Source organism: Paraburkholderia nodosa DSM 21604 (assembly GCF_000519185.1).
GTDB classification, from domain to species: Bacteria; Pseudomonadota; Gammaproteobacteria; order Burkholderiales; family Burkholderiaceae; genus Paraburkholderia; species Paraburkholderia nodosa.
Window position 1 is genome coordinate 18,588 of record NZ_JAFA01000040.1, and the last position, 22,736, is coordinate 41,323.

General features: G+C 65.0%; 19 protein-coding genes. 11 read left to right on the forward strand and 8 right to left on the reverse strand.

What is annotated here, in order from left to right; genetic code table 11:
* Positions 1-4: 4 nt before the first annotated feature.
* The 5 genes from A3CW_RS0136265 to A3CW_RS48740 form a co-directional block, all read right to left on the reverse strand.
* Positions 5-1,273: a winged helix-turn-helix domain-containing protein gene (locus tag A3CW_RS0136265; RefSeq protein ID WP_081771977.1), complete on the reverse strand. Its 1,269-nt coding sequence runs from the start codon at positions 1,271-1,273 to the stop codon at positions 5-7.
* Positions 1,266-3,014 carry an FAD-dependent oxidoreductase gene (locus A3CW_RS48735; protein ID WP_081771978.1) on the reverse strand — a complete coding sequence of 583 codons (1,749 nt, stop codon included), beginning with the start codon at positions 3,012-3,014 and terminating at the stop codon, positions 1,266-1,268. Before A3CW_RS48735 ends, A3CW_RS0136265 begins: the two co-directional genes overlap by 8 nt.
* A 46-nt stretch (positions 3,015-3,060) precedes the next feature.
* A complete protein-coding gene (locus A3CW_RS0136275; RefSeq protein ID WP_028207913.1) occupies positions 3,061-4,050 on the reverse strand; it encodes a DedA family protein/thiosulfate sulfurtransferase GlpE in 990 nt (329 codons plus the stop codon).
* A gap of 268 nt (positions 4,051-4,318) precedes the next feature.
* Entirely contained in the window at positions 4,319-4,564 is a 246-nt protein-coding gene (locus A3CW_RS0136280; RefSeq protein ID WP_028207914.1) for a hypothetical protein, read from the reverse strand.
* A 454-nt stretch (positions 4,565-5,018) separates the two neighbouring features.
* Positions 5,019-6,668, reverse strand: coding sequence for a methyl-accepting chemotaxis protein (locus tag A3CW_RS48740; protein ID WP_051481949.1), 1,650 nt, complete (start codon positions 6,666-6,668; stop codon positions 5,019-5,021).
* 650 nt (positions 6,669-7,318) lie between these two features.
* Here A3CW_RS48740 and A3CW_RS0136290 point away from each other — a divergent pair.
* Positions 7,319-8,218: a glutamate/aspartate ABC transporter substrate-binding protein gene (locus A3CW_RS0136290; RefSeq protein ID WP_035514991.1), complete on the forward strand. Its 900-nt coding sequence runs from the start codon at positions 7,319-7,321 to the stop codon at positions 8,216-8,218.
* Between the two features lie 54 nt (positions 8,219-8,272).
* On the opposite strand, the gene A3CW_RS0136295 is transcribed toward A3CW_RS0136290, so the two are convergent.
* Positions 8,273-9,568, reverse strand: coding sequence for a gallate dioxygenase (locus A3CW_RS0136295; RefSeq protein ID WP_028207916.1), 1,296 nt, complete (start codon positions 9,566-9,568; stop codon positions 8,273-8,275).
* A 158-nt stretch (positions 9,569-9,726) separates the two neighbouring features.
* Here A3CW_RS0136295 and A3CW_RS0136300 point away from each other — a divergent pair, with 158 nt between their 5' ends.
* The 4 genes from A3CW_RS0136300 (at position 9,727) to A3CW_RS0136315 (ending at position 14,720) form a co-directional block, all read left to right on the forward strand.
* Positions 9,727-10,689 carry a LysR substrate-binding domain-containing protein gene (locus tag A3CW_RS0136300; RefSeq protein WP_028207917.1) on the forward strand — a complete coding sequence of 321 codons (963 nt, stop codon included), beginning with the start codon at positions 9,727-9,729 and terminating at the stop codon, positions 10,687-10,689.
* Between the two features lie 369 nt (positions 10,690-11,058).
* Positions 11,059-13,227: a TonB-dependent receptor gene (locus A3CW_RS0136305; RefSeq protein WP_028207918.1), complete on the forward strand. Its 2,169-nt coding sequence runs from the start codon at positions 11,059-11,061 to the stop codon at positions 13,225-13,227.
* Between the two features lie 102 nt (positions 13,228-13,329).
* Positions 13,330-14,013, forward strand: coding sequence for a Fe2+-dependent dioxygenase (locus A3CW_RS0136310; protein WP_028207919.1), 684 nt, complete (start codon positions 13,330-13,332; stop codon positions 14,011-14,013).
* Complete coding sequence (locus A3CW_RS0136315) at positions 14,010-14,720, forward strand: PepSY-associated TM helix domain-containing protein (protein WP_028207920.1); 711 nt, start codon at positions 14,010-14,012, stop codon at positions 14,718-14,720. Before A3CW_RS0136310 ends, A3CW_RS0136315 begins: the two co-directional genes overlap by 4 nt.
* Positions 14,721-14,778: 58 nt before the next feature.
* Here the strand turns inward: A3CW_RS0136315 and cobF are convergent, their stop codons facing one another.
* Positions 14,779-15,552, reverse strand: coding sequence for a precorrin-6A synthase (deacetylating) (cobF, locus tag A3CW_RS0136320; protein ID WP_028207921.1), 774 nt, complete (start codon positions 15,550-15,552; stop codon positions 14,779-14,781).
* Positions 15,553-15,712: 160 nt separating this feature from the next.
* On the opposite strand from cobF, the gene A3CW_RS0136325 reads away from it, so the two are divergent.
* Positions 15,713-16,300, forward strand: coding sequence for a LysE family translocator (locus A3CW_RS0136325; RefSeq protein WP_028207922.1), 588 nt, complete (start codon positions 15,713-15,715; stop codon positions 16,298-16,300).
* 16 nt (positions 16,301-16,316) lie between these two features.
* Here the strand turns inward: A3CW_RS0136325 and A3CW_RS0136330 are convergent, their stop codons facing one another.
* Positions 16,317-17,144, reverse strand: coding sequence for a helix-turn-helix transcriptional regulator (locus A3CW_RS0136330; RefSeq protein ID WP_028207923.1), 828 nt, complete (start codon positions 17,142-17,144; stop codon positions 16,317-16,319).
* A 137-nt stretch (positions 17,145-17,281) separates the two neighbouring features.
* Here A3CW_RS0136330 and A3CW_RS0136335 point away from each other — a divergent pair, with 137 nt between their 5' ends.
* From A3CW_RS0136335 to A3CW_RS0136355, 5 genes are all read left to right on the forward strand, one after another.
* On the forward strand, positions 17,282-17,833 hold the full coding sequence (locus tag A3CW_RS0136335) for a GNAT family N-acetyltransferase (protein WP_081771980.1): 552 nt from the start codon (positions 17,282-17,284) through the stop codon (positions 17,831-17,833).
* Positions 17,834-18,035: 202 nt separating this feature from the next.
* A complete protein-coding gene (locus A3CW_RS0136340) occupies positions 18,036-20,405 on the forward strand; it encodes a HAMP domain-containing protein (RefSeq protein ID WP_028207925.1) in 2,370 nt (789 codons plus the stop codon).
* An 18-nt stretch (positions 20,406-20,423) separates the two neighbouring features.
* Positions 20,424-21,170 (forward strand): methyl-accepting chemotaxis protein, encoded by a 747-nt coding sequence (locus tag A3CW_RS0136345; RefSeq protein WP_028207926.1) that lies wholly within the window; start codon positions 20,424-20,426, stop codon positions 21,168-21,170.
* Positions 21,167-21,700: a hypothetical protein gene (locus A3CW_RS0136350; protein ID WP_028207927.1), complete on the forward strand. Its 534-nt coding sequence runs from the start codon at positions 21,167-21,169 to the stop codon at positions 21,698-21,700. The genes A3CW_RS0136345 and A3CW_RS0136350 overlap by 4 nt, the downstream gene beginning before the upstream one ends.
* A gap of 17 nt (positions 21,701-21,717) precedes the next feature.
* Positions 21,718-22,704: a chemotaxis protein CheX gene (locus A3CW_RS0136355; RefSeq protein ID WP_028207928.1), complete on the forward strand. Its 987-nt coding sequence runs from the start codon at positions 21,718-21,720 to the stop codon at positions 22,702-22,704.
* Positions 22,705-22,736 lie beyond the last annotated feature (32 nt).

Genomic DNA, 22,736 nt, shown 5'->3' on the forward strand with positions numbered 1-22,736 from the left:
ACGCTCACGCAGCCAGCAGGGCGGCCGCGAGGCCGTCTGGCGCTGCGCCGATGCGTAGCGCCGGCGTACCGTGCCAATCGGCGCAACGCTGCAGCGCCCGGCGCAAGTCGGTCACCAGACGGCCGCTCGCGCGCACGCCGGGCTCCAGATGCAGCGACTTCACCTCGAACACCTGCTGCGCCCGATGCGCCTTTGCGTCGATGCGCCCGACCAGCCGCCCGCGATTCAAGATCGGCAGTACGAAGTAACCGAATTTGCGCTTCGCAGCCGGCACATAGCATTCCATGGCGTAATCGAAATCGAATAGCGCGAGCGCTCGCTTGCGGTCCCACACCACTGGATCGAAGGGCGAGAGCAGGGTCGTGACCGTGGAGGCGAGCTTGCCGCTCGCCGCGTCGTCGATGAGCGCCGCGTGCTCGCGATGCACGAACGCGTCGTGCTTCCAGCCTTCCACGCGCACGGGCAGCAACTCGCCCGCGTCGGCGAGTGCGTGCAGGGCGTCGGCATACGGGCGGCGCGGCAGGCGGAAGTAGTCGGCGGCCCAGTCCGCGCGGATCACGCCGAGCGCGCGGCAGGAGCGCAGGAGCAGTTCGCGTTCCGCTTCGGCGCGTGGCGGCAGGTCGCGCGCGTCGTTCCAGTGCGGCAGCACGCGCTCGGCGACGTCATACACACGCTGGAAGTTGTGGCGCTCGGCCACCATCAGCGCGCCGGTGGCGAACAGCACTTCCAGATGCCGCTTCTCCGGCTTCCAGTCCCACCAGCCGCTGCCTTTGGCGCCCTCGGCGCGCGCGAAGTCGGCGGAACGAACGGCGCCCTCGGCGCGAATGCGCTCGAGCAGCGCGTCGATCTCGTTACGGTATTGGTCGTGCCACTCGGCCGCGTATTTCCAGCCCATGCCGGAAGGATCGAGCATGCGATGGCGCAGCAGCCCGTAGTCTTCGATGGGCAGGAAGCAGGCCTCATGCGCCCAGTATTCGAACAGGCGCCCTTGCGCAAGGTGCGCGTCGAGCCAGGCCGGCTCGAACGCGCCAACGCGGCTGAACAGCACGAAATAGGGACTGCGTGCGACCACGTGGATCGTGTCGATCTGCAACTGCGCCATGCGGCGGATCGCGTCGAGCACGTCGTCCCGGGTCGCCTTGCGGCGCGGCGGCGCGAGCAGCCCTTGCGCCGCGAGATGCAGCGTGCGGGCCGCCGTGAGCGGCAGAACCAGCGAGGAACGGGCTTCGGAAACCGTGGGCGCTTCTGCAACCTCCACAGCGCGCTCACGCATGGACGCCCGCAACCACCGTCACCGGCCGCAGCGCCGCGAGCCGTTGATGGATCTGCGCGACCACGGCCGCACCTTCGCCCACCGCCGCGGCCACGCGCTTGGTCGAGCCCGCGCGCGCGTCGCCGATCGCGTAGACGCCTTCCACCGAAGTCGCGAGGCTGCACGACTCGTTATCGCCGGTCAGCACGAAGCCGTGCGGGTCGAGCTTCACGCCGCACGCTCGCAGCCAGCCTGTGTTCGGGTCCGCACCCGTGAAGAGGAACAGATGGCGCGAATCGAAATGGTCGGCGCCCTCCGGGCACGGCATCTTCAGACGCACCGCTGCGAGGCCGCTGTTGTCTTCGTCCAGGCCGCCGATCTCGCTGTGCCCATGCACGCGTACGTTCGAGAGCGAGGCGATACGGTCGATCAGGTAACGCGACATCGTCGATTCGAAACCGGCCTTGCGGATCAGCACGTCGATCTGGCGCGCGTGCGTGGAGAGATAGACGATCGCCTGGCCGGCCGAATTGCCGCCGCCCACGAGCACGATGTTCTCGTGCTTGCAAAGCTTCGCCTCGACCGGCGAGGCCCAGTAGTAAATCCCGCGCCCGGTATAGCGATCGATACCCTCGATCGCGGGCTTGCGGTACACGGCGCCGCTCGCGATCACGACCGTATGCGCGCGCACGTCGCCGCTGCAGGTTTCGAGCCGGCGCGGTTCTTCATCGCAGATCAGCTTGCGCACCGAGACCGGAATGGCCACGTGCGCGCCGAACTTCTGCGCCTGCACGAACGCGCGGCCCGCAAGGGCCTGGCCGGATATGCCCGTGGGAAAGCCCAGATAGTTTTCGATGCGCGAGCTGGCGCCCGCCTGGCCGCCGGGCGCGCGCGAGTCGAGCACGATCACCGAAAGGCCTTCGGACGCGGCATAGACCGCCGTGGCGAGACCGGCCGGGCCCGCGCCCACCACGGCGACGTCGTAGACGCGCTCGCCGTCCAGCTCGGGCAGGATGCCGAGGCACGTGGCCAGTTCGGGGGCACTGGGATGGCGCAGCACCGACCCGTCGGGGCAGATCACGAGCGGCAGGTCTTCGCAGCGCGCAGCGAAACGCTCGATCACGCCGCAAAGCATGCCTTCGTCGCGCTCGTCGAGCACGGAATACGGATGGCCGTTGCGCGAGAGGAAGCCTTGCAGCGAAACGAGCGTGGGATCGTCGTGCTTGCCCACGAGAATCGGGCCGCCCGCGCCCTTTTCGATCAGCGAGACGCGGCGCAGGATCAGCGCGCGCACGATGCGCTCGCCGAGTTCGGCTTCGGCGACGATGGCTGCGCGCAGCCGTTCGGGCGGAATCAGGATCGCGTCGACGGGTTCGAGCGCCGTGCCGTCCACGAGCGCCGGGCCCCCCGAAAGCTGGCCCACTTCGGCGAGAAAATGCCCGCGCCCGTGCTCGACGATGAGCCGCTCGCGGCCCAGCCCGTCGCGCTGGGACACTTTGACCGAACCGGAGAGCAGCACGAACATGCCGGGGCCGGTTTCGCCCGTGCGAAAGAGCAACTCCCCTGCCGACCAGTGGCGCTCGTCGCCGAAGCGCGCAAGGCGCGCGATTTCGTCGTCGTTGAGCTCGGGGAACATCTGGTGGCGCCGCGTGGAGAGCGTCGAGAACGGCGCTTCCGCGGGTTGCGGCTGCGTGTCGGAGTGGCGGCTCGCGGAAGGAAGCTCCGCGGATTCCGGAACCTCGGCTTCGGTGATCGTGCCCATCTGGCGGTTCTCCTCGTGCGGGCGGCTCGGGAGCGGGCCGCCCGGATCAGACAGCTTTAGGCGTGATGTTGACCGGGACGCTGGCGTGGGCGAGCACCTGGAGCGACTCGAGCGTGCGGCCGGCATCGCGCCACGCATCGAGACCGCCAAGGAGCGGCACCACATCGGTAAAGCCGGCCTCGGCGAGTTTCTTCGCCATCCAGGCCGCGGAAATTTCATTGGGGCACGAGCAGTAGATCACGAGCTTCTGGTCGTTCGGAAACTTGCCGACGATCTCGTCGAGCTTGCGCTCGTCGGCGAACAACGCACCCGGGATGATGTACGGATCGAGCTTGCGCTTTTCTTCTGAACGAATGTCGAACACGACCGGCGGCGGCTTCGCGCCCATCGCGCGGTAAAGGTCTTCCACCGTAATGCGCGCGTTCGCGAGCTTTTTGATGAGCTGGCGGCGGCGCTGCCAGCGGTAGGTCGCGTAGAGCACCAGCAGCACGACCACCACGACGAGGGCGAAGCGGCCAAGGCGGCTCGCGCCGCTCATGAGCATGTCGATCTGCGGCGCGAACATCACGCCGATGAGCAGGCCGGTGCCGGACCACAGCGCCGCGCCAATGCCGTCGAAGCCGACGAACTGGCGGTAGGGCACGCCCATCGCGCCGGCCATCGGCACGGAAACGAGCGACAGCCCCGGCACGAACTTGGCGACGGCGAGTACGCGCACGCCCCAGCGGCCGAAAAAGCGCTCGGTTTTTTTCACGCAGGTGTCGCGCGAGAGCGAGAGCTTGCAGAGCGTCTTGAGCGTGTTGCCGCCGTAGAGGCGCCCGGCCATGAACCACACGCTGTCGCCGATCAGCATGGCGAAGATGGCGAGCCCGAGCACCGGCGCGACCTGCTGGCCGATCGAACCGGGATGCATGGCCGCCATCGCGCCGAACAACACGAGCGCGGGCATCGCGGGCACGGGCAGCCCAAGCGATCCGGCGAGCACATTGATGAACACCAGCGCAGGCCCGTACTGCGCGATGAGGTCATGTAGCATTGGCTTACTTCCGTTGCGCCTTGAGGCGAGGAACGGGAAAGATAGGAGGGTAACGTAAAGATTATGGACGCATTTCGAAGGCGTGCAAGCGACCCCCTGCACGCGCGTGAGAATGCCTGCCGAGTGGGGCAGGCATATGAAAAAAGCGCCGGATTGAAAAGAATGAAACGCGAGGTGTTCGCGAGATGCGCGCGTTGAGTGGAAAGCGACAGAACGCGGCACACACGAGACTGCGCGTGCCGCGTTCGTGCCGCCAGTTTCCGAGCGCTTAACGCGTGTGTGATTCCCCGGGCAACTCGGCGCCTTGTGCGCGAATTGCCGCGATCAGCTCGGCCGGCGTGATTTCGTAACGCACTTCGCGATGGATGCCCGGCTTGCGCTCGTCGACTTCGACCAGCAAGAGGCTTTTGCCGTCGGCCGCCGATTCGAGGCGCAGTGAACGCAGTTCGCGTCCGGTCGCGTCGTCATGCTCGGTGAGCAGGGTCATGTTTCCGGAAGACCCGGTCGTGCGCATTGATGTTGTCCTCGTGCGTTGGGTGGTCGAGCCATTGTACGGGGTCGGCTGCGCGGCGTGTTTATGCAAGTGAGCGCAGACACACACAGCGAGATCGCTGTGCCGCGACCCTGGCCAGCCAGTGTAACGCGACTCGCCGCCGCAACGCCCGTTTTTGCGCGCCCTGCAACGGGCCATGCGAAATGCGTTGCGCGTTGCATCGCTGTCATGGTTGCGAAGCAAAGCGATGCCAGGCGCCAGGCGGGCGCGCCAGAAAAAACGGCCCACCCGGGCAGGCCGGGCGAGCCGTTGAAACGCCGTTGTTACTCGGATCAGCAAACCGTGGTACGGCTTGCTGACGGTTTTGATGGTGACGCCCGCGCGCCGCACTGTCGAGATGGGACTAACGCCGATCTCTCAGACCAATAGACGCGGCGGTTCGACTGCGCTGGCGGCGAGGCGTGCGAGCCGGTCGTTATGCCGCTATGTCCTCGGCCGCTTCGACAAGATTGACGCTCTGGCGGCGCGCCGGGGTGCGAGCGGGCTTCGAGCGCGTTGCCGCCTCCGCGCCGGCCACGGTGAAGAGACGCACGGCCTCGTCGAGCACGTCGGCCTGCTCGGCGAGCCGCTGCGCCGTGGCGGCGGCCTGCTCGACGAGCGCAGCGTTCTGCTGCGTGGCGCTGTCCAGATGCGCGACGGCCTGATTGACCTGGCGGATGCCTTCGGCCTGCTCGCCGCTTGCGTTCGCGACCTCGGTGATGATCGACGAGACGCGGCTCACGGCTTCGTCGATCGAGCGCATCTGCGCCGTCGAGTTGCCCACGAGGCGCGTGCCCTCGGCGATCTCGTTGACGCTGGCGTCCACGACCTGCTTGATCTCCCTGGCCGACGCCGCGCAGCGCTGCGCGAGCATGCGCACCTCGCCCGCCACCACGGCGAACGAGCGGCCGGCCTCGCCCGCGCGCGCGGCTTCGACGGCGGCGTTGAGCGCGAGGATGTTGGTCTGGAACGCGATGCCGTCGATCACGCCGGTGATGTCGCTGATACGGCGCGACGCGTCGGTGATGCCCGTCATCGTGCGCTCCATCTGTGCGGCGATCGAGCCGCCTTCGGCGGCGGCCGACTGTGCGTCGCGCGCGAGATCGAGTGCACGGGCGCTGGCTTCGGCGTTGGCCTGCACGGTGGTCGTGAGTTGATCCATCGTGGCGGCGGTCTCTTCGAGCGATGCGGCCTGCATTTCGGTGCGGCGCGAGAGATCGAGATTGCCGCTCGAGATTTCGTGCGCGGCGTCGAGCATGCCGTCGATCTGCGAGCGCACGTCGAACACGATCGCCGTGAGATTGGCCTGCAACTGGTTGAGCGCCTGGAGCACGTCGCCGAGATCGTCGTTGGTGGCGACCGCGAGCGTGGCCGTGAGGTCGCCCGCGGCCATGCGCGTGGAGGCCGTCGTCATCTGCGCGAGCGGCGCGCCGAGGTGGCGCGTGGTGAGACGCCAGGCGCCGAGCGCACAAACGCAGGCCGCGCCGAATGCGCCCCAGAACGGCAGCGGCGGCAGCCCCTGCCAGGCGGCGAAGCCGGCCGCGGCGAACACCGCGGGCACGGCGCCATAGCCGAAGGCGATACGCGTGGCGATCGGCACACGCAGGAGCGACTGCAGCGCCCCCACGAGGCCCGTGCGCACCACCGAGCCATGGAGCAGCCGCACGCCGTGCAGACGGCCCTCGCGCATTTGCGCGTAGAAGGCTTCGGCCGTGCGGATTTCCTCGCGCGTGGGCTTCACGCGCACGCTCAGATAGCCGACCACCGTGCCCTGCTCGGAGACGGGCGTTACGTTCGCGCGCACCCAGTAGTGGTCGCCGGACTTGCGGCGGTTCTTGACGATCGCGGTCCAGGGACGGCCTTCGCGAACGGTCTCCCACAAGTCGGCGAACGCTTCGGCCGGCATGTCGGGATGACGAATGATGTTATGTGCCTTGCCGATCAGTTCTTCTTTGGTAAAGCCCGACACCGCGACGAACGCAGGATTGCAGTACTGAATGCGGCCCTTGAGGTCGGTGGCCGAGACGAGCATCTGCGAAGCGGGATAGTCGAATTCCTGTTGCGTGACGGGTTGATTGTTGCGCATGAGATTCCTTCGATGGGGCCGCTTGAGACCCAACAACACAGCGAGGCATAACGGCATTTCCCTTACAAACTTTAGGGATTTGCACGCGTGAGGCGCGTATGGGCCGATCCGTGCGCAGCGAGAAAATCCGTTGTGCTATCAATGGATTGGCGAGGATGTTGGGGGGTATATGCACAGACTTTTCCCCGTTAACTGTGGACAAGTCCAGTGCCTCCAAAACGTGCAACTTCTCTGTCGCATGGCGCATTGGCGTTTGCGATCAGTGACTTAGGTTCGCTGTCCAGAAGTTGTGCACAGGGCTGCCAACAAAATCTGTGGAAAAGACGGGTGGGTTTCGAGGCGCTGCGAGACGGTGTTGCCGCGATTGGGAACGCGGTGGGTTAACCGAAACGCATCAAGGACTTGATGCGGTCTTCCAAGGGTTACACACAGGGCTGCCAACAAAATGTGTGGACAAGTCATGGCGTGCGGAACGGTTCGTGTTGCCAACGAATCCGGCGTCGACGGCGGCGCTTCGAACGGCGCGCCTTCACTAGCGACTTAACCTTGAGTTATGTCGACGTAACCGATTTCAATTGCCGCCTCGCTGCAAGGCATGAATACTCGGGTGCGGCGCACGAAGCGCCGACGGACCATCCGGAGGAGACTAAATGAAAAAAGTTGCAACGCTCGCAGCAGTCGTCGTGGGATGCACGTATCTCGCGCCGGTCCAGGCGCAAGACGCCACGAGCGCTACCCTCAAAAAAATCCGCGATACAGGCGTGATCGCCCTGGGCGTGCGGGAATCGTCAGTGCCGTTTTCCTACTACGACAGCGAGCAACACACGATCGGCTATGCGCAGGACATCGCGCTGAAGATCGTCGACGAGGTGAAAAAGGAGCTGAAGCTCGACAAGCTCACGGTCAAGGAAATTCCGATCACTTCGCAGAACCGCATTACGCTGGTCCAGAACGGCACGATCGATATCGAATGCGGTTCGACCACGCACACAAAGGAGCGCGACAACCAGGTCGCGTTCACGAACAGCTTCTTTCAGTACGGCGTGCGCCTGATTGCGAAAAAGGATTCCGGCATCAAGGATTTCCCCGATCTCGCAGGCAAGACGGTCGTGACCACGGCGGGCACGTCGGAGGACCGGCTGCTGCGCGAGATGAACAACGACAAGAAGATGGGCATGCAACTCATCGCCGCCAAAGACCACGCGGAGTCGTTTCTCAACGTGAAGACGGGGCGCGCAGTCGCGTTCGTGATGGACGAGCCGCTGTTGTACGGGGCGCGGGCCAAGGAAGCGGACCAGCAGGACTATGTGATCACCGGCACGCCACCGCTCTCGGAGGTTTATGGCTGCATGGTGCGCAAGGACGATCCCGTCTTCAAGAAACTGGCTGATGGCGTGATCGCTCGCATGCAGACTTCGGGTGAAGCGCAGCGGCTGTACACGAAGTGGTTTACGCAGCCCGTTCCGCCCAAGGGGATGAACCTGAACTATCCGCTGTCCAACGAAAATCGGGCGCTGTTTGCGCATCCGAACGATCGGGCGCTCGACTGATCGGCGGGNGTTAATGGGGCGGCCGCAAGCGGGCGGCCGCCCCGCCACGCACGCTTACTTCGCTTCCCCTTCCTGCCATTCTTCGGTCGCATCCACATCCCCCGCTACCGAATAAAGCACGCGCGTATTGCGCGTCTTGAGGAAATCTTCGAGCGTCTCGCCGCGCATGGCCGCGTAGATGTGAAGGTTTGAAGTCCCAACCACTGCGCCAAGCTTTTCCAGCATGAAGAAGATCACGCCGTAGTGAATCAGTCCGCGCCAGTCGCGCCGGCGCACGAGATCCTTTTCCTCATCGGTCAGCCCGGCCTCGTCAAACGAGCGCTCCGGGTCGGCGAGAAACGCGCGACGATGTCCCTCGTCGATCATCGCGTGCAGGTACTTGTTCAGCCGGTACGCCTTCACACTCGACTCGAGCCCGAACGGGTAGGTGCCCGTGAGCTGCTCCGCGCCGGCCAGTTGCCGCGCCATGTGCTGGCGGTGCCGCGCCTGCGCGTCACCCGCCGGCGTCATCGCCGTGTTCTCGAGCACGAGCGTGCCGATGCCCGTCATCGAAGGCAGGTAGTAGCCGCTGTGCACCTGCTTCACGTTGCCGCTCAGCGCGCCGCGCATGATCAGCCACATGATGATTTCGGCGCCTTCGAGCCCGCCCAGTTGCGCGTACTCGGCGTGCGTCATTTCCGCGAGCGCTTGCGGGTCGTTCGTGATGGCGTCGAGGAAGCGGTGGTCCCAGTCCACGTTGTTGAAGCCCGCGTGCTCGCCATGCACCTGGTGCGAGAGGCCGCCCGTTGCCATCACCACCACGCGCAGGTCCTCGGGATAGCTTTCGATCGCCCGCCGCAGCGCCTGGCCGAGCTTGAAGCAACGGCGAGCGGTCGGAATCGGGAATTGCAGTACGCCCACCTGCAGCGGCACGACGCGCGTAGGCCAGCCCGTTTCCGTGCGGTCGAGCAGCGCCGACATCGGCGAGAAGAAACCGTGGTCGAGCGGCTTGTCCTGGAAGAACGACATGTCGAACTCGTCGCTTATGAGGCTCGTGCCGATATGCCGCGCGAGCGCCGCGTGCCCGCCAATGCCGGGCAGGTCGCGCACGCCGCCGCCTTCGTCGGCGACCGCGTATTCGTTGCCGATGCCGAGCGCGAACGCCGAGTAGTGGTCGAAGAAGAACGACGTCACGTGGTCGTTGTAGACGTACACGATGGCGTCGGGCTGCTGCTCGCGCAGCCAGCGCTTGACCGGCTCGAAGCTTTCGAAGATCGGCGCCCAGGCGGGATCCTGCTCCTTGTGCGCGTCGTGCGCGAAGCCGATGGTCGGGGTGTGCGAAACGGCGATGCCGCCAACGATCGTGGCCATGTCTCCCTGCTCCTTGTTGCGGGTGATTTATGTGGATGGCGCCAATGTAGGGTTGACGGCAGGTTATGTAAATTGACTTATTCGCGAAAATTCCATAACTTCAGATTATGGAAAATAAAACATCCCGGCGGCGTCCGGAGTCGGCCAGCAAGGCGGACATCAACGCAGACGCGGCCCGCGCAGCCGCAGACGAGGCCCAGCGGCAGCTGGCTTCGAGGCTGCGCCTGCGGCATTTGAACTGTTTCGTGGCGATCGCCCAGGAGCGCACGCTCGCGCGCGCGGCGGCGCGTTTGCACTTGAGCCAGCCAGCCGTTTCGAAGACGCTCGTGGAACTCGAGCAATGGGCGAGCGTCCGTCTCGTCGAACGCGGCAGAAACGGCGCGGCGCTAACGCCGCAGGGCGAGCGCTTCCTGCGCTATGCGCTCGACGCCACGCGCGCGGTCGAGGCGTCGGCCCTCGCACTGGCGCGGCAGGACGCGCATGCAGTGCCAGCGGTGCGTCTGGGCGCGTTGCCAACCGTGGCGACGGCGCTGCTGCCGGAAGCCCTGCTGCGTTTCAAGGCGTTGCGCCCGCAAGTGGGCGTGAAGATTCACACCGACTCGAATGCCGACCTCCTGCGGGCCGTGAAAGCCGGCGACCTCGACCTGATGGTGGGGCGCATGGCCGAGCCGGCGATGATGCAGGGCGTGTCGTTCGAATATCTCTACACGGAGTCGCTGCTCGTCGTCGTGCGGGCGGGGCATCCGCTTGCCAGCGACAGCGTTGCGCCCGCGCTCGGCGACGTGCTCGGGTTTCCGCTCGTGATCGCGGGCGAGCGCACCGCGCCGCGCCATCACACCGAGGCGTTTTTCGAAACGCATGGTTTCGCCGTGCCCGAAGGCGCGATCGAAACGCAGTCGGCCTCTGTGGCGCGCTTGCTTGTTTCCGGTTCGGACGCCGTGTGGGTCGTGCCGCAGCGTGTCGCGCAAAGCGACATCGACGCGGGGTTGCTCGTGCGGATCGACGTGCCGGCCCCGCAGGGCGCGGAGCCGATCGGCATTCTCCGGCGCAGCACCGTGACGCTCGACGAGGCGATTGGCGCCCTCGCGCAGCAATTGCGCGAATGCGCGCAGCTCGCCTAGCGCAAGGCTTTGAATTTATTTCGGCATGCAGACGATATTTGCGGCGTGCAAAGTTTGCCTCGCGCAAAGGCTTTAATCAGACGATTCGTCGGCGTGCTAATTCGAGCGCCATCCGCAAAATTACATTTACCTTGATATCGCCAATGGTGTCGCTAAAACGCCAATTCCATTTGAAAGAAAATGCAAGATATGGAATGATATCGATTCTCATTACCGCGGACATTTCCGCGGCCAAACAACAAGACCAGCCAGCCTAGCGTCGTGTCCCCGGTCCTTTCGGGACGGCCCAGCCAGCCAATCGACCCGTGTCCTCCACGCCCGTTGTCCGCGTGTCGCACGGCCGGGTCATACGCCGTGTACAGGGACCTCATGTTGAACCGGACGCCGCTCGCGAGTGCGCTCGCGCTGACCTTTGCTGTGCCTTTCGCTTCGTCTGCACTCGCCCAAAGCGAGCCTGCCGCCGCAACGGCGGCAAGCGCCACGAACACCACCACGCTGCCCACGATCGCCGTGTCAGGCCAAAGCGATGCGCAGGACTTCCAGGCGGATCGCTCGACCGTCGGCGCGAAAACGCCCACCGCGCTGCGCGACATTCCGCAGTCGGTCACGGTGATCAACAAGGCCGTGATGCAGTCGCAGGGCGCCACGTCGTTCCAGGACGCGCTGCGCAACGCGCCCGGCATCACCATCGGCGGCGCGGAGGGCGGCCAAATCGGCAACAACATCAACCTGCGCGGCTTCACGGCGCAAAACGACATCTACCTCGACGGCTTTCGCGACCGCAACCAGTACTACCGCGACACCTTCGACCTCGAATCGATCGAAGTGCTCTACGGCCCCTCGTCGATGTTGTTCGGCCGCGGCTCCACGGGCGGCGTGATCAACCAGGTCACGAAGCAGGCGAACCTCAAGCCGCTCACCGAAGTGTCGACCACCATCGGCACCGACGACCGCTATCGCGCGACGCTCGACGTGAACCGTCCGCTCGGCGATCACGCTGCATTTCGTCTGAATGCGTTCGGCCAGTCGATGGGCTCGACGCGCGACGTGATGAAAAACAAGGACTACGGTTTCGCGCCCGAGTTGCGCTTCGGCATCGGCACGCCGACCGAGGTCACGATCTCGGCGCTCATCCAGCACAACTACGACATGCCGGACTACGGCGTGCAGGCGATCAACGGCCGTCCGTTCGCGCCTTCGAAGAGCACGTTCTACGGCCTGACCGACGACCGCACGATCCAGGACGTGCAGACGGTTCAGGCGCGCGTGGAGCACCGTTTCAACGACCAGTTCAAGATCACCAACCAGACGCAGTTCTCGCACTCGCTCACGGACGCGCGCGAAACTGCGCCTGGCGCGGTGCTCACGGGCCCGCTTTCTTCGAGCACGGCGCTCAAGAACGGCAACTTCACGAACCTGCCGCTCGAAGATCTCTACATCAAGCTGGCGAGCCACGATCGCGTGATCGAAAACCACTCGATCTACAACGATACGATGGCGCAATACAAGTTCACCACGGGCTTCCTGAAGCACGAGATGCTCGCGGGCATCGAGCTGGGCCACGACAGCTACACGAATCAGGCCTATACGCGCAACAACCTGCCGATTCTCTCGCTGCTCAACCCGGTCTATATTTCGACGCCCTCGAACGTCACGACGACGGTCGGCAATCACGCGGAGTCGGGCGCAAACACGTTCGCGGCCTACTTCAACGAAACCATGTCGATCGGCGAGCACTGGAAGCTCATTGGCGGCGTGCGTTGGGATCGCTTCCAGGCGCATATCGCCAACACGATCAGCGCGCCGGCCTATGCGGATCAGACCAACACGTTCACGAGTGTGCGCGCGGGGGCGATCTATCAGCCGACCGACTGGCAGTCGTATTACTTCTCGTACGGCACGTCGTTCGATCCGTCGCTCGAAGCGCTCACGGTCACGAACAACACGCAAAATCTCGCGCCGGAACATACCAAGTCGTATGAAGTGGGCGCGAAGTGGGACCTGCTGGGCGGCAATCTTTCGGTGACCTCGGCATTCTTCCAGCAGGAGATGGACAACGCGCGCACGCAAACTTCGACGGGTGAGTACTCGCTCGAAGGCGATATTCGCGTGCGCGGCTTCCAGGCGGGTGCGACGGGCCACATTACCAACAAGTGGCAGGTGTTCGCGGGCTACACGTATATGGACGGCGTGGTCCTCAAGGCGCTCGACGGCACCCAGGGCAACACCCCAGCGAACACGCCGCGCAATACCTTCACGCTGTGGACCACGTATGCCTTCACCCCGCATTGGGAAATCGGCGGCGGCCCGACCTATATGTCGGCGCGTTACGCAGCGAACACGAATTACGTGGAAACCGGCGGCTACACCCGCTGGGACGCGACAGCCGCGTACCACGAGAAGAAGTGGGACGTGCGGCTGAATCTGCTGAATCTGACCAACAAGTTCTACTATGACGCCCTCATCCAGTCGGACGGCGGGCGGTCGGTGCCGGGTATCGGTCGCACGTTCCTCGCGACGGCCGATTACCGGTTCTGACACCCGAGTGTCACGCGTGCGCCGTGCGTTTTTGCGCAACTGCGCGCACGGCCGTGAATGCGGCCGCTTTGCCGCTTATGCGGCACAACGAAGGAATTGACGATGCTGGTTCACGTCCCCAACGTACTGACGCCCGAGCAGGTGCGCACGCTGCGCGCGCGGCTCGACCATGCGGGCGACGCCTGGGTGGACGGCCGCGCAACGGCCGGCTGGTCAGGTGCGCCCGTGAAGCGCAATGTGCAGATCGCCGAGCGCACGCCTATCGCACGCGAGCTGGGCGACATGGTGCTCGCGGCCATCGAGCGCAATCCGCTCTTCATCAGCGCGGCGCTGCCCAACCAGGTGTATCCGCCGCTCTTCAACCGCTATGAAGGCGGCATGACGTTCGGCAGTCACGTGGATGGCGCGGTGCGTGTGCTGCCCAACGGCGTGAAGCTGCGCACCGACGTTTCCTGCACGCTCTTTCTCTCGTCGCCCGACGAATACGACGGCGGCGAGCTCGTGGTCGAAGACACCTACGGCGTGCAGGAGGTCAAACTGCCGGCGGGCGACATGATCGTTTATCCGGCCACGAGCCTGCACCAGGTTACGCCGGTCACGCGCGGCGCGCGCGTGGCGAGTTTTTTTTGGGTGCAAAGCCTCGTGCGCGACGACACGAAGCGTGCGTTGCTCTTCGACATGGACACCGCTATCCAGCGCCTCAACGCGAGCGACGCCGATGCCCAGGCGCGGCGCAGCCTCGTGGGCTGCTACCACAATCTTTTGCGACTCTGGAGTGAAACATGAGCTTTCCCGATATCGCCGAGATCGACGCGCCGGCAGTGCCGCGCACGCGCCTCGACGCCGAACAGCGCGACGAACGTGCGAAGCGCTCGCGCCGCGCTACCTTCATCAAGTGGCTGCGCAAGGTGCACGGCTGGGTGGGATTGTGGGGCGCGGCGCTTGGCCTACTGTTCGGCGCAACGGGGTTCGTGCTCAACCATCGCGCCGAGCCGCTGCGCATTTCGCCGGGCGCGCCGCAAGTCTCGACGGTGCAGATTGCCGTGCCCGACCCCGCGCCCGAAACGCCGCGTGAGATGGTGAAGTGGTTGCGCTCGCAACCGGATCTGAAACTACCCGCGCGCACGGGCCGCGTGCAGAAGGAGCCCGAGCACAACGTGGCCTGGGGCGATCGCCAGGTCGTACAGCCCGAACATTGGCAGATGATGTTCACGTCGCCCGCCGAGAGCGTGATGGTCGAGTACTGGGTGGGCAACGACAAGCTCACGCTCAAGCGCAACGACAACTCGCTCGTCTCGACGATCACGAACCTGCACAAGGGTACGGGCATGAGCGTCGGCTGGGTGCTGTTCATCGACAGCTTTGCCGGGGCGCTCATTCTGCTTTCGCTCACGGGCGTGCTGCTGTGGACGGAGCTGAACAAGCGCAAGACGGTGGGCGCCGTGCTGTTGTTCGGCTCGATTATCGTGTCGGTATGCGTGGGGCTGGCGTAAGCCTCGATGAGTGAACCCGGCAACGGGCGCGAACGCCGAGGTTCGCGCCCGTTCTATTTCAGTCTTTCACGCCGCGCTTGCGCAGCAAATAGGTGTCCATGATCCAGCCGTTCGCTTCGCGCGCCTGGGCGCGAACGCGGACGATCTCGTCTTTCACGTCTTCCAGCCGGCCCGCCATCAGGATCTCATCAGGGGTGCCGACATAGGCGCCCCAGTAGATATCGAGTTCTTCGCCCGCGAGCTGCGCGTACGCGTTCTGCGCGTCGAGCATGACCACCGCGCTTTCCACGTCCTGCGGAAAACCTCCCTCTGCGAGCCGCCTTCCGGTCGTGATGCTCACCGGCTTGCCGATGAAGTTGAGCGGCACGCGATGCTTCGCCGCGAGGGCCTGCACGCTGCTAATGCCGGGAATCACCTCGAAGTCGAACGCGAGCCGACCATCGGCCAGGATCGAATCGAGAATGCGGATCGTGCTGTCGTAGAGCGACGGGTCGCCCCAGACGAGAAACGCGCCGCATTGGCCATCGGTCAATTCTGCTTCGATCAGGCGCTCGAATACGCGCTGCTTGTCGCGGTTGAGCTCGTCCACGGCGGCCTTGTAATCGAGGCCTTCGTCGCGGCGCCGCTCGGGGCTCGTGGCTTCCACGATGCGGTAGTCGTGGTCCTTGATGAAGCGAGCGCAGATTTCCTTGCGCAGCGCGACGAGCTTGTCCTTGGCCGCGCCCTTGTCCATCACGAAGAACACGTCGGCGGCGTTGAGCGCCTCGATTGCCTGCACGGTCAGGTACTTCGGATCGCCCGCGCCGATGCCGATGATGAGGATCTTTTTCACGTTGCAGTTCCGGAATGGGAGTCGTCGGTGCGGCGCAATGATAGCGCGAGTTCGGCGCGGTGCCGCGCTCGCCGGCAGGGCAATTTTCTTCAATACGCCGGCGGCGCGCGCGTCTACCCTCGACGCTTACCGATCGCCCATGCGCGTAGCGAGGATAACCGTGAGCACTGCTTTGTCGATGGCCGCCTTCGCGCTGGCCACTTCCATCACCCCTGGCCCCGTCAATATCCTCGCGCTGAGTGCTGGCGCGCGTTACGGGCTGCGCGCGAGCCTGCGCCACGTCACCGGCGCGACCGTGGGCTTCGTATTGTTGCTGCTGCTGATCGGCCTCGGCATGCAGGAACTGTTGGCGAGCTTGCCGTTTCTCACGCGCGCGCTCGAATGGGCGGGCGTGGCTTTCCTGCTGTATGTTGCGTACCGACTCGCCACCGACGATGGCCGCATCGACGCCCCGAACGCGGCGCGCGGTCCCTCGCTGATGGTGGGCGCCACGATGCAATGGCTCAATCCCAAGGCGTGGCTCGCCTCGGTCGCGGGCATGGGCTTATATGCGGCCTCCGGCGAGAGTGCGCTCGTCTGGCAGTTCGCCGCGATCTATTTTGTGGTGTGCTACGTGTCGATTGCTTGCTGGGCGTGGGCGGGCGCGTCGCTGCGCCAGGCCTTGCGCGAGCCGTCGCGCGTGCGTTTGGTGAACCGCGCGATGGCGTTGTTGCTGACGGGCAGTGCGGTCTGGCTGATGCTTGCCTGAGCGCGCGACGACTACATTAGCCGCGATATTGGCCAGGCGTCGCGGCAACGAACTGGCGGAACGCGCGCTGCAGATGCGCTTGATCGGCGAAACCCGCCTGCGCCGCGACATCTGCAATGGCGTGCCCGCGACGCAGTTGCGCGCGGCTGAACTCGATCCGGCGGTTCACGACATACGCGTGCGGCGTCATGCCGTATTGCTCGCGAAACGCGCGTATCAGGTACGAGGGCGAAAGATCGGCGGCGGCGCAGATCTCTTCGAGCTTGAGCGCGCGCGTGTAGTTGCCGTCGATGAATTCTGCTGCGCGCGCGAGACGCTCGTTCGGTTCGCGTACGCTGACCGGCGCAGGATTCAGTGACTGCTGGAGCCTGGAGAAATAAGCGACGACGGCGCATTCCTTGCGCAACGCCGACTCATTCGTATCGACGAGCAACGCGTAAAGCGCGTTGAGCCCATCGAACAATTCACGCTCCCAGCTCAAGGTCTGGTCGAACGGGCGAAAGCCCTCGTGGGCTCCGAAGCCCAGGTCGTGTTGCAGATTCGCGAGCCACGCCGTGTCGAGATAGAACATGCGGTAGGCCCAGGGCTCGTCCGCGGCCGGGTTGCATGCATGCACGACTTCCGGATTGATGACCACCACCGCGCCCGCGCTGATATACGAGAGCGTGCTCCCGTTCAGGTAGGTGCTGCGCCCGCCCGTGACCGCGCCGATCGAGAACGTGCTGTGTGCGTGACGGCCGTAGCGTACTTTGCGGCCGTCGGCGATTGCGCGGACTTCGATGAACGGCAGCTGTGCGTCACGCCAGAAGTAGGGTTGTGCGTCGGACGTCGTGGCTTGCGGCATGGGAGACCTCGGAGTGATGCTGCGCGCATGAAGCGACACAGGTGGTCCATATTAGCGCAACGCGAGCAGGCAGGGGGGACGTGATAGGCTTGTTCGCATCGCGCGGGTCAATCCCTTTCCATTGCCAGGCACTGCACATGAACGAAATGAAGCCAACGAATGCGACGAATGCAACGATTCGCCCGTTGACCGAGCAGGACGCCGAGGCGTTTCACGCCATGCGTTTGTACGCGACCGAAAATTATCCCGCCGGTATCGTCCCGACCTATGAAGAGGAATCGAAGCGCACGCCCGAAGAAAGCCGGGCCCGGGTACGCGCCACCGGGAACCAGGTCGTATTCGGCGCATTCGTGGGCGACACGCTCGTCGGCATCACCGGCCTCATGCGCGAGCCGCGCCGCAAGCTCGCACACAAGGGGCTCATTTGGGGCGTCTTTGTCGATCCTGCATGGCGAGGCGCCGGCATTGCAAGGCAATTGATGGAGGGTGCAATCGCTCACGCCCGCGCGCTAGGCTTGCTCCAGGTGCAACTGGTGGTGAGCGTGCTGAACCCCCGCGCCCAGGCGCTCTACCGCTCGTGCGGGTTCGTGCGCTACGGGGTCGAGCCCCGCGGCCTGTGCATCGACGGCGAGTACGCCGACGACGAACTCATGGTGCGCTTTCTCGACGACCCCGCCGTGCCCGACTGAGCGGCACGCCGTCGCCGGTCAGTGCGCAACGGACCGCGAACGTCAAGTGTGGTGTAACGCACAGTGCGCTCGGGCGAATTGTGCATGGTCATCATTTCGTCATACCTGAACGTCGATAATCCATCGCGAATAAATTGGCCAACGTGTCCCGAGCCGCGCAACCATAGCGCGGCCGGCGTGACGAAGGCCCGGGGATTTCGACATGACCATTCGTCACCGCATCACGCTACTCATCGTCCTGATGTTCGTCGCGCTGTCCGCCATCGGCGGCTACGCGGCCTGGCAGGCCCGCCGCAGCGCCACCGACGTCCGCCAGGTTACCCAGGGCGTCGTGCCGAGCGCGCTCGCTTCATCCGACCTCGTGTCGCTCGTGAAAGACGTGCAGCTCGCGACCATGACGCTCGTCTACGCACCCGACGCCACGGTCGCGTCGCTCGCGCAAAACGAACTGAAGGACAAGGAAGCCGCGTTGCGCGCCGCGCTCGACGTGCAGCGCAAGGCAGCAGCTAGCCACGCGCAGGAAGGTCTTGTTTCGCAGGCGCAGGAAAGCCTCGCGAACTACTTCTCCGCGATCGACGACACCGCGAAGATGAAGGCGAGCGGCAAGAACGAACTCGCGCAGGCCTATCTCTTCGCGAACGTCGCGCAGTACCGCGACGAACTCGAAGGCATCGTCACGACGATGCGCGTGGAAAAGAACCGCCAGAAGGACGACGCAATCCGCACCCTCAACGGCACGCTCGACACCACGACGAGCGCGATTGCAGGCGTGACGGGCGGCGCGGTGCTGTTGCTCACGCTCATCGGCGCGCTGCTCTACCGCCAGATCACGCGGCCGCTCTCGCGCATGCAGGCCATGATGAGCGAGATCGCGTCGAGCCAGGACTTCACACGCCGCGTGCCCGTGGCCAGCATGGACGAAATCGGTCATTCGATCGTCGCGTTCAACGGCATGATCGAGAAGATCCAGCACAGCTCCGCGCAGCTCAAGCGCAAGACCGCCGACATTCAGGCGATGCTGCAGAACATGCAGCAGGGCATTCTCACGGTGGTGGAAGGCGCGACGATCCACAACGAATATTCGGCGTATCTAGAGGCAATCTTCGAAACGAACGAGATTGCGGGCCGTTCGCTCATGGACCTCGTGTTCTCGCACACGGATCTCGACGCCGACACCCTCGCGCAAATCGACGCCGCCGTGCACGCGTGCCTTGGCGAAGACGACGTGAACTTCGCCTTCAATCAACATCTGCTCGTGAATGAAATCACGCGCACGCTGCCCGATGGCCGCGCGAAGGTGCTCGACCTGAGCTGGTCGGCGATCACCGACGAAAACGACGTGGTCGTGCGCCTCATGCTGTGCGTGCGCGACGTGACGGAGCTGCGCGAACTCGCGGCTGAAGCGGGCGAGCAGAAGCGTCGCCTCGAAATGATCGGCGAAATCCTCGCGGTGAGCGAAGAGAAGTTCCAGCATTTCGTCGAAAGCTCGGCGGGCTTCATTCACGAGAACGAGCACATCATTCGCCAGCACGACTGCGCGGACACGAGCGCGATTGCCGCGCTGTTCCGCAACATGCATACGATCAAGGGCAATGCGCGTACGTACAGCCTGCAGCATCTCACGGGCGTGGTGCACGAAGTCGAGCAGCGCTACGACGCATTGCGCCGCGAAGACACGAGCCACACGTGGGACCAGCAGGCGCTCATCGACGATCTGGAGCGTGTGAAGACGGCGCTCGAGCACTATTCGAGCATCAACGAAGTGAGCCTCGGGCGCGGCCCGCGGGCGGCCGGCGCGCAGAACGGCGCGGCGAGCCTCACCGTCACGCGCGAAGCGATCGAAGAGACGCTGCGCATCGTCGATCGCACCGACGACAACGACCTGCCCGCACTGCGCGCGATGCGCGCCGAACTGCGCGCTACGCTGCGCGCCATCGGCACCGAGCGCGTGGCCGATGCGCTTGCGGGCGTGACCGGTTCGCTGCCCTCGCTCGCCCAGGAACTCGGCAAGGTCGAACCGGTGGTGCGGATCGCGGACAACGGCTATCGCCTGCGCAGCGAGGCTGCCGGCACGGTGAAGAACGTGTTCATGCACCTGCTGCGCAACTCGCTCGACCACGGCATTGAAATGCCGGCGCAACGCCGCGCAATCGGCAAGGACGAGTCGGGTCATATCGACATCGACGTGAATGTGCACAACGGTGCGCTGCAACTGACGCTCGCCGACGACGGCCGCGGCCTCGCGCTCGCGCGCATTCGCGGCATTGCGGTGGAGCGCGGCTGGCTGCAAGCGGATGAAGCGGTGAGCGACGACGTGATCGCGGCGTTCATTTTCCGCCCCGGTTTTTCGACCGCGGCGAGCGTGACCGAAGTCTCGGGCCGCGGCGTGGGCATGGACGCGGTACGTGATTTCCTCGAGCGCGAGGGCGGCGCAATCGAACTACGTTTCACCGATGACCGCCAGGGCGCCGATTACCGGCATTTCCAGACCGTCGTGCGTTTGCCGCAGCAGTGGGCCGTAAAAGTGGCGGATGCAACGCAGGCAAAGCAAGAAGAAGCGCTGGCGGGCTAGCGCATCGCGGGGGTTGCAGTGGTCTTACCGTATTTGATCGAAGGCGCGGCGCTCGTCGCCCTGGCAGCCGGCGTGGCCGTCGCGTGGGGCAAGCGTACGCAAACGCAGGCACGTGAGGCCGCGCGCGCGCAGGACGCCGCGCACGCGGCCGCGCTCGCACAGGCTCAAGCGCACTACACGGCGCAGCAGGAAGATGCCGCGCGCGAGCACGAGGCGCTGGCTGCGCAGATCGAGTCGCTGCGCGCGGAACTCGCGCAGCGCAGGTCCGTGGCCGACGCACTCGAAGCGGCGCTCGCCGGCGAGCGGTCGCAGCGTGACGACGCCATGCAGCACGCGGCGCGTATCGCGAGCGAGGCCTCGCGCCTGAAGCTCATGTCGTCGACGTTCGAGCGCTGGCACGAGCAGATGATTTCGCTGATGGCGCAGAACAACGACATGCACAAGAAGAACCAGGAGCTGTCGTCGATCGTGAGCCATGTGCTGATCGTCTCGCTCAATGCTTCGATCGAAGCGGCACGCGCGGGCGCGGCCGGCCGCGGCTTCTCGATCGTGGCGGGCGAAGTGCGCTCGCTCGCCACGCGTTCGCAGGACCTTTCGAAGAGCTATCGTGACAGCCTGAACCGCAACGACCTCATCACGGCGGCGACGTTCCAGGACATTCAGGCGGGCGGCAAGATGATCGCGGCGACGCTGGCGAGCGTGGAAGCGTCGTCGCAGCAGCTGCATCACCAGCTCGAAGCGACGCGTGCCGGGGCGCACGCATGATCGGCACGCACGCGAAGGACAGCATCGAGCGGATTTTTCTCGCGGCGGCGCGCATGCGTCTCGTGACCGACGCGCAGCACAGCTGCGAGATCGAGCCTCGTGCGGGCGAGGCGCCCCAGGGCGAGCATCTGGTCGTGCTGACGATTTCGTCGATGCAGTTTCGCCTGCTGTTGCTCCTGCACTTCGAAGATGACGAGCGTACGCAGCGCTACTACGTGGGCGACGCCTCGCGCGCGCTCACCGAATGCTTCATGGAGTTCTGCAACCTGTGCTGCGGGGCCATGAACCAGCAACTGGTCGAGCATTTCCCCGACCTCGGCATGTCCACGCCCTATGCGCTCAGCAGTGGATGCCTGCCGTATCTGCGCGAACTGAAGCCGGATTACGTGCAGTCGTATGCGCTCACGATCGATCATGACGTCCGGCTCGGCGCCACGCTGTGCATCTGCACGCAAGCGCCGCTCGATTTCGTGGCGAGCACCGCCGCGGTCGAGGTGCACGACAGCGCGGGCGAACTCGAATTGTTTTGAAGGCAGAGAAAGGAAACATGAACGCGAACAAGCCAGTCAGCAAGCTGTTGCTGCTGGAAAGCGATACGGAGCGCGCCGAGGCGATCGCGCAAACCGCAGCCGCACACAATTGCGTGTGCGTGCCGGTTCGACGCGAAGCACTCTCGGCGGCGCTGAAGACGCATTACGACCTGGGCGGCGTGATGCTGGGCGAGGACTTCGGCGGCTCGCTCGAAGCCGCGGGGGCGGTGGCCGTCGCGCTGGAAGCGGAGCGCCCCGAACTGCCCGTCGTGCTGCGGCGCGCGGCAAACGAACACGGCGATGCGTTGCCCGAGCCATTGCGCCGCTTGCCGTGCGCCAGCTGGCACGCAAGCGATCCTCAAACGCTGATCGCGGCGCTCGAAGCGCACGTCTTCTCGCACGACTATCCGGACCCGCTCGTGGACGGCATCACCGACATGACGCTCGGGCGCCTGCGCGGCCTCTTTGCCGGACTCGAAGTGAGCTGGGACACGCCGAGCATCGTGCGCGACCGAATCATCTTCGGCGAGGTGTTGACGCTGATTCCGATCGAGACCGCATGGTGCCGCGGCTGGCTTCTCATGCAGACCGAGGAGGCGCCGCTGATCGAGCTGCTGCCGCCGCGCGCGGGCCGCGACGAAGCGAGCGACTTCCGCGACGTGAACGGCGTGCTCGCCGAACTCACGAATCTCGTGTGGGGGGCGTTCCGTAACCGCTATCTGGGTAACGCGCACGCTGCCGACGAGGCGGGTTGGGGCCGCGCGCAGGTGCAGGTGCCGCTGCTCATCAATCATCGGCGGCGCTATCTGTCGTTTGGCTCCGACAATCCGCAGTTGTGCATCAAGTACCGGCTCACGTGCCCGAATACGGGCCGCGAAGTGGTGATCGACCAGCGGTTCGTGTTCAGCCTCGGCTGGTCGCGCGAAAGGTTTGACGAGACGGCCGCGCAGGCCGCCGCTGCCGCCGTTGAAGAGCAGGCCAGCGGCGAACTCGAGTTATTTTGATCAAATGCGCGCCCTACGCGGCGCAACAGAGA

Excerpts from the sequence above, each read along its gene's own strand:
- A3CW_RS48740 (WP_051481949.1), bottom strand. The coding sequence starts at position 6,668 with ATGCGCAACAATCAACCCGTCACGCAACAGGAATTCGACTATCCCGCT.
- A3CW_RS0136330 (WP_028207923.1), bottom strand. The coding sequence starts at position 17,144 with ATGCCGCAAGCCACGACGTCCGACGCACAACCCTACTTCTGGCGTGAC.
- A3CW_RS0136280 (WP_028207914.1), bottom strand. The coding sequence starts at position 4,564 with ATGCGCACGACCGGGTCTTCCGGAAACATGACCCTGCTCACCGAGCAT.
- A3CW_RS0136290 (WP_035514991.1), top strand. The coding sequence starts at position 7,319 with ATGAAAAAAGTTGCAACGCTCGCAGCAGTCGTCGTGGGATGCACGTAT.
- A3CW_RS0136265 (WP_081771977.1), bottom strand. The coding sequence starts at position 1,273 with ATGCGTGAGCGCGCTGTGGAGGTTGCAGAAGCGCCCACGGTTTCCGAA.
- A3CW_RS0136355 (WP_028207928.1), top strand. The coding sequence starts at position 21,718 with ATGAACGCGAACAAGCCAGTCAGCAAGCTGTTGCTGCTGGAAAGCGAT.
- A3CW_RS0136295 (WP_028207916.1), bottom strand. The coding sequence starts at position 9,568 with ATGGCCACGATCGTTGGCGGCATCGCCGTTTCGCACACCCCGACCATC.
- A3CW_RS0136315 (WP_028207920.1), top strand. The coding sequence starts at position 14,010 with ATGAGCTTTCCCGATATCGCCGAGATCGACGCGCCGGCAGTGCCGCGC.
- A3CW_RS0136305 (WP_028207918.1), top strand. The coding sequence starts at position 11,059 with ATGTTGAACCGGACGCCGCTCGCGAGTGCGCTCGCGCTGACCTTTGCT.
- A3CW_RS48735 (WP_081771978.1), bottom strand. The coding sequence starts at position 3,014 with ATGGGCACGATCACCGAAGCCGAGGTTCCGGAATCCGCGGAGCTTCCT.
- A3CW_RS0136335 (WP_081771980.1), top strand. The coding sequence starts at position 17,282 with ATGAACGAAATGAAGCCAACGAATGCGACGAATGCAACGATTCGCCCG.
- A3CW_RS0136310 (WP_028207919.1), top strand. The coding sequence starts at position 13,330 with ATGCTGGTTCACGTCCCCAACGTACTGACGCCCGAGCAGGTGCGCACG.
- A3CW_RS0136350 (WP_028207927.1), top strand. The coding sequence starts at position 21,167 with ATGATCGGCACGCACGCGAAGGACAGCATCGAGCGGATTTTTCTCGCG.
- A3CW_RS0136340 (WP_028207925.1), top strand. The coding sequence starts at position 18,036 with ATGACCATTCGTCACCGCATCACGCTACTCATCGTCCTGATGTTCGTC.
- A3CW_RS0136275 (WP_028207913.1), bottom strand. The coding sequence starts at position 4,050 with ATGCTACATGACCTCATCGCGCAGTACGGGCCTGCGCTGGTGTTCATC.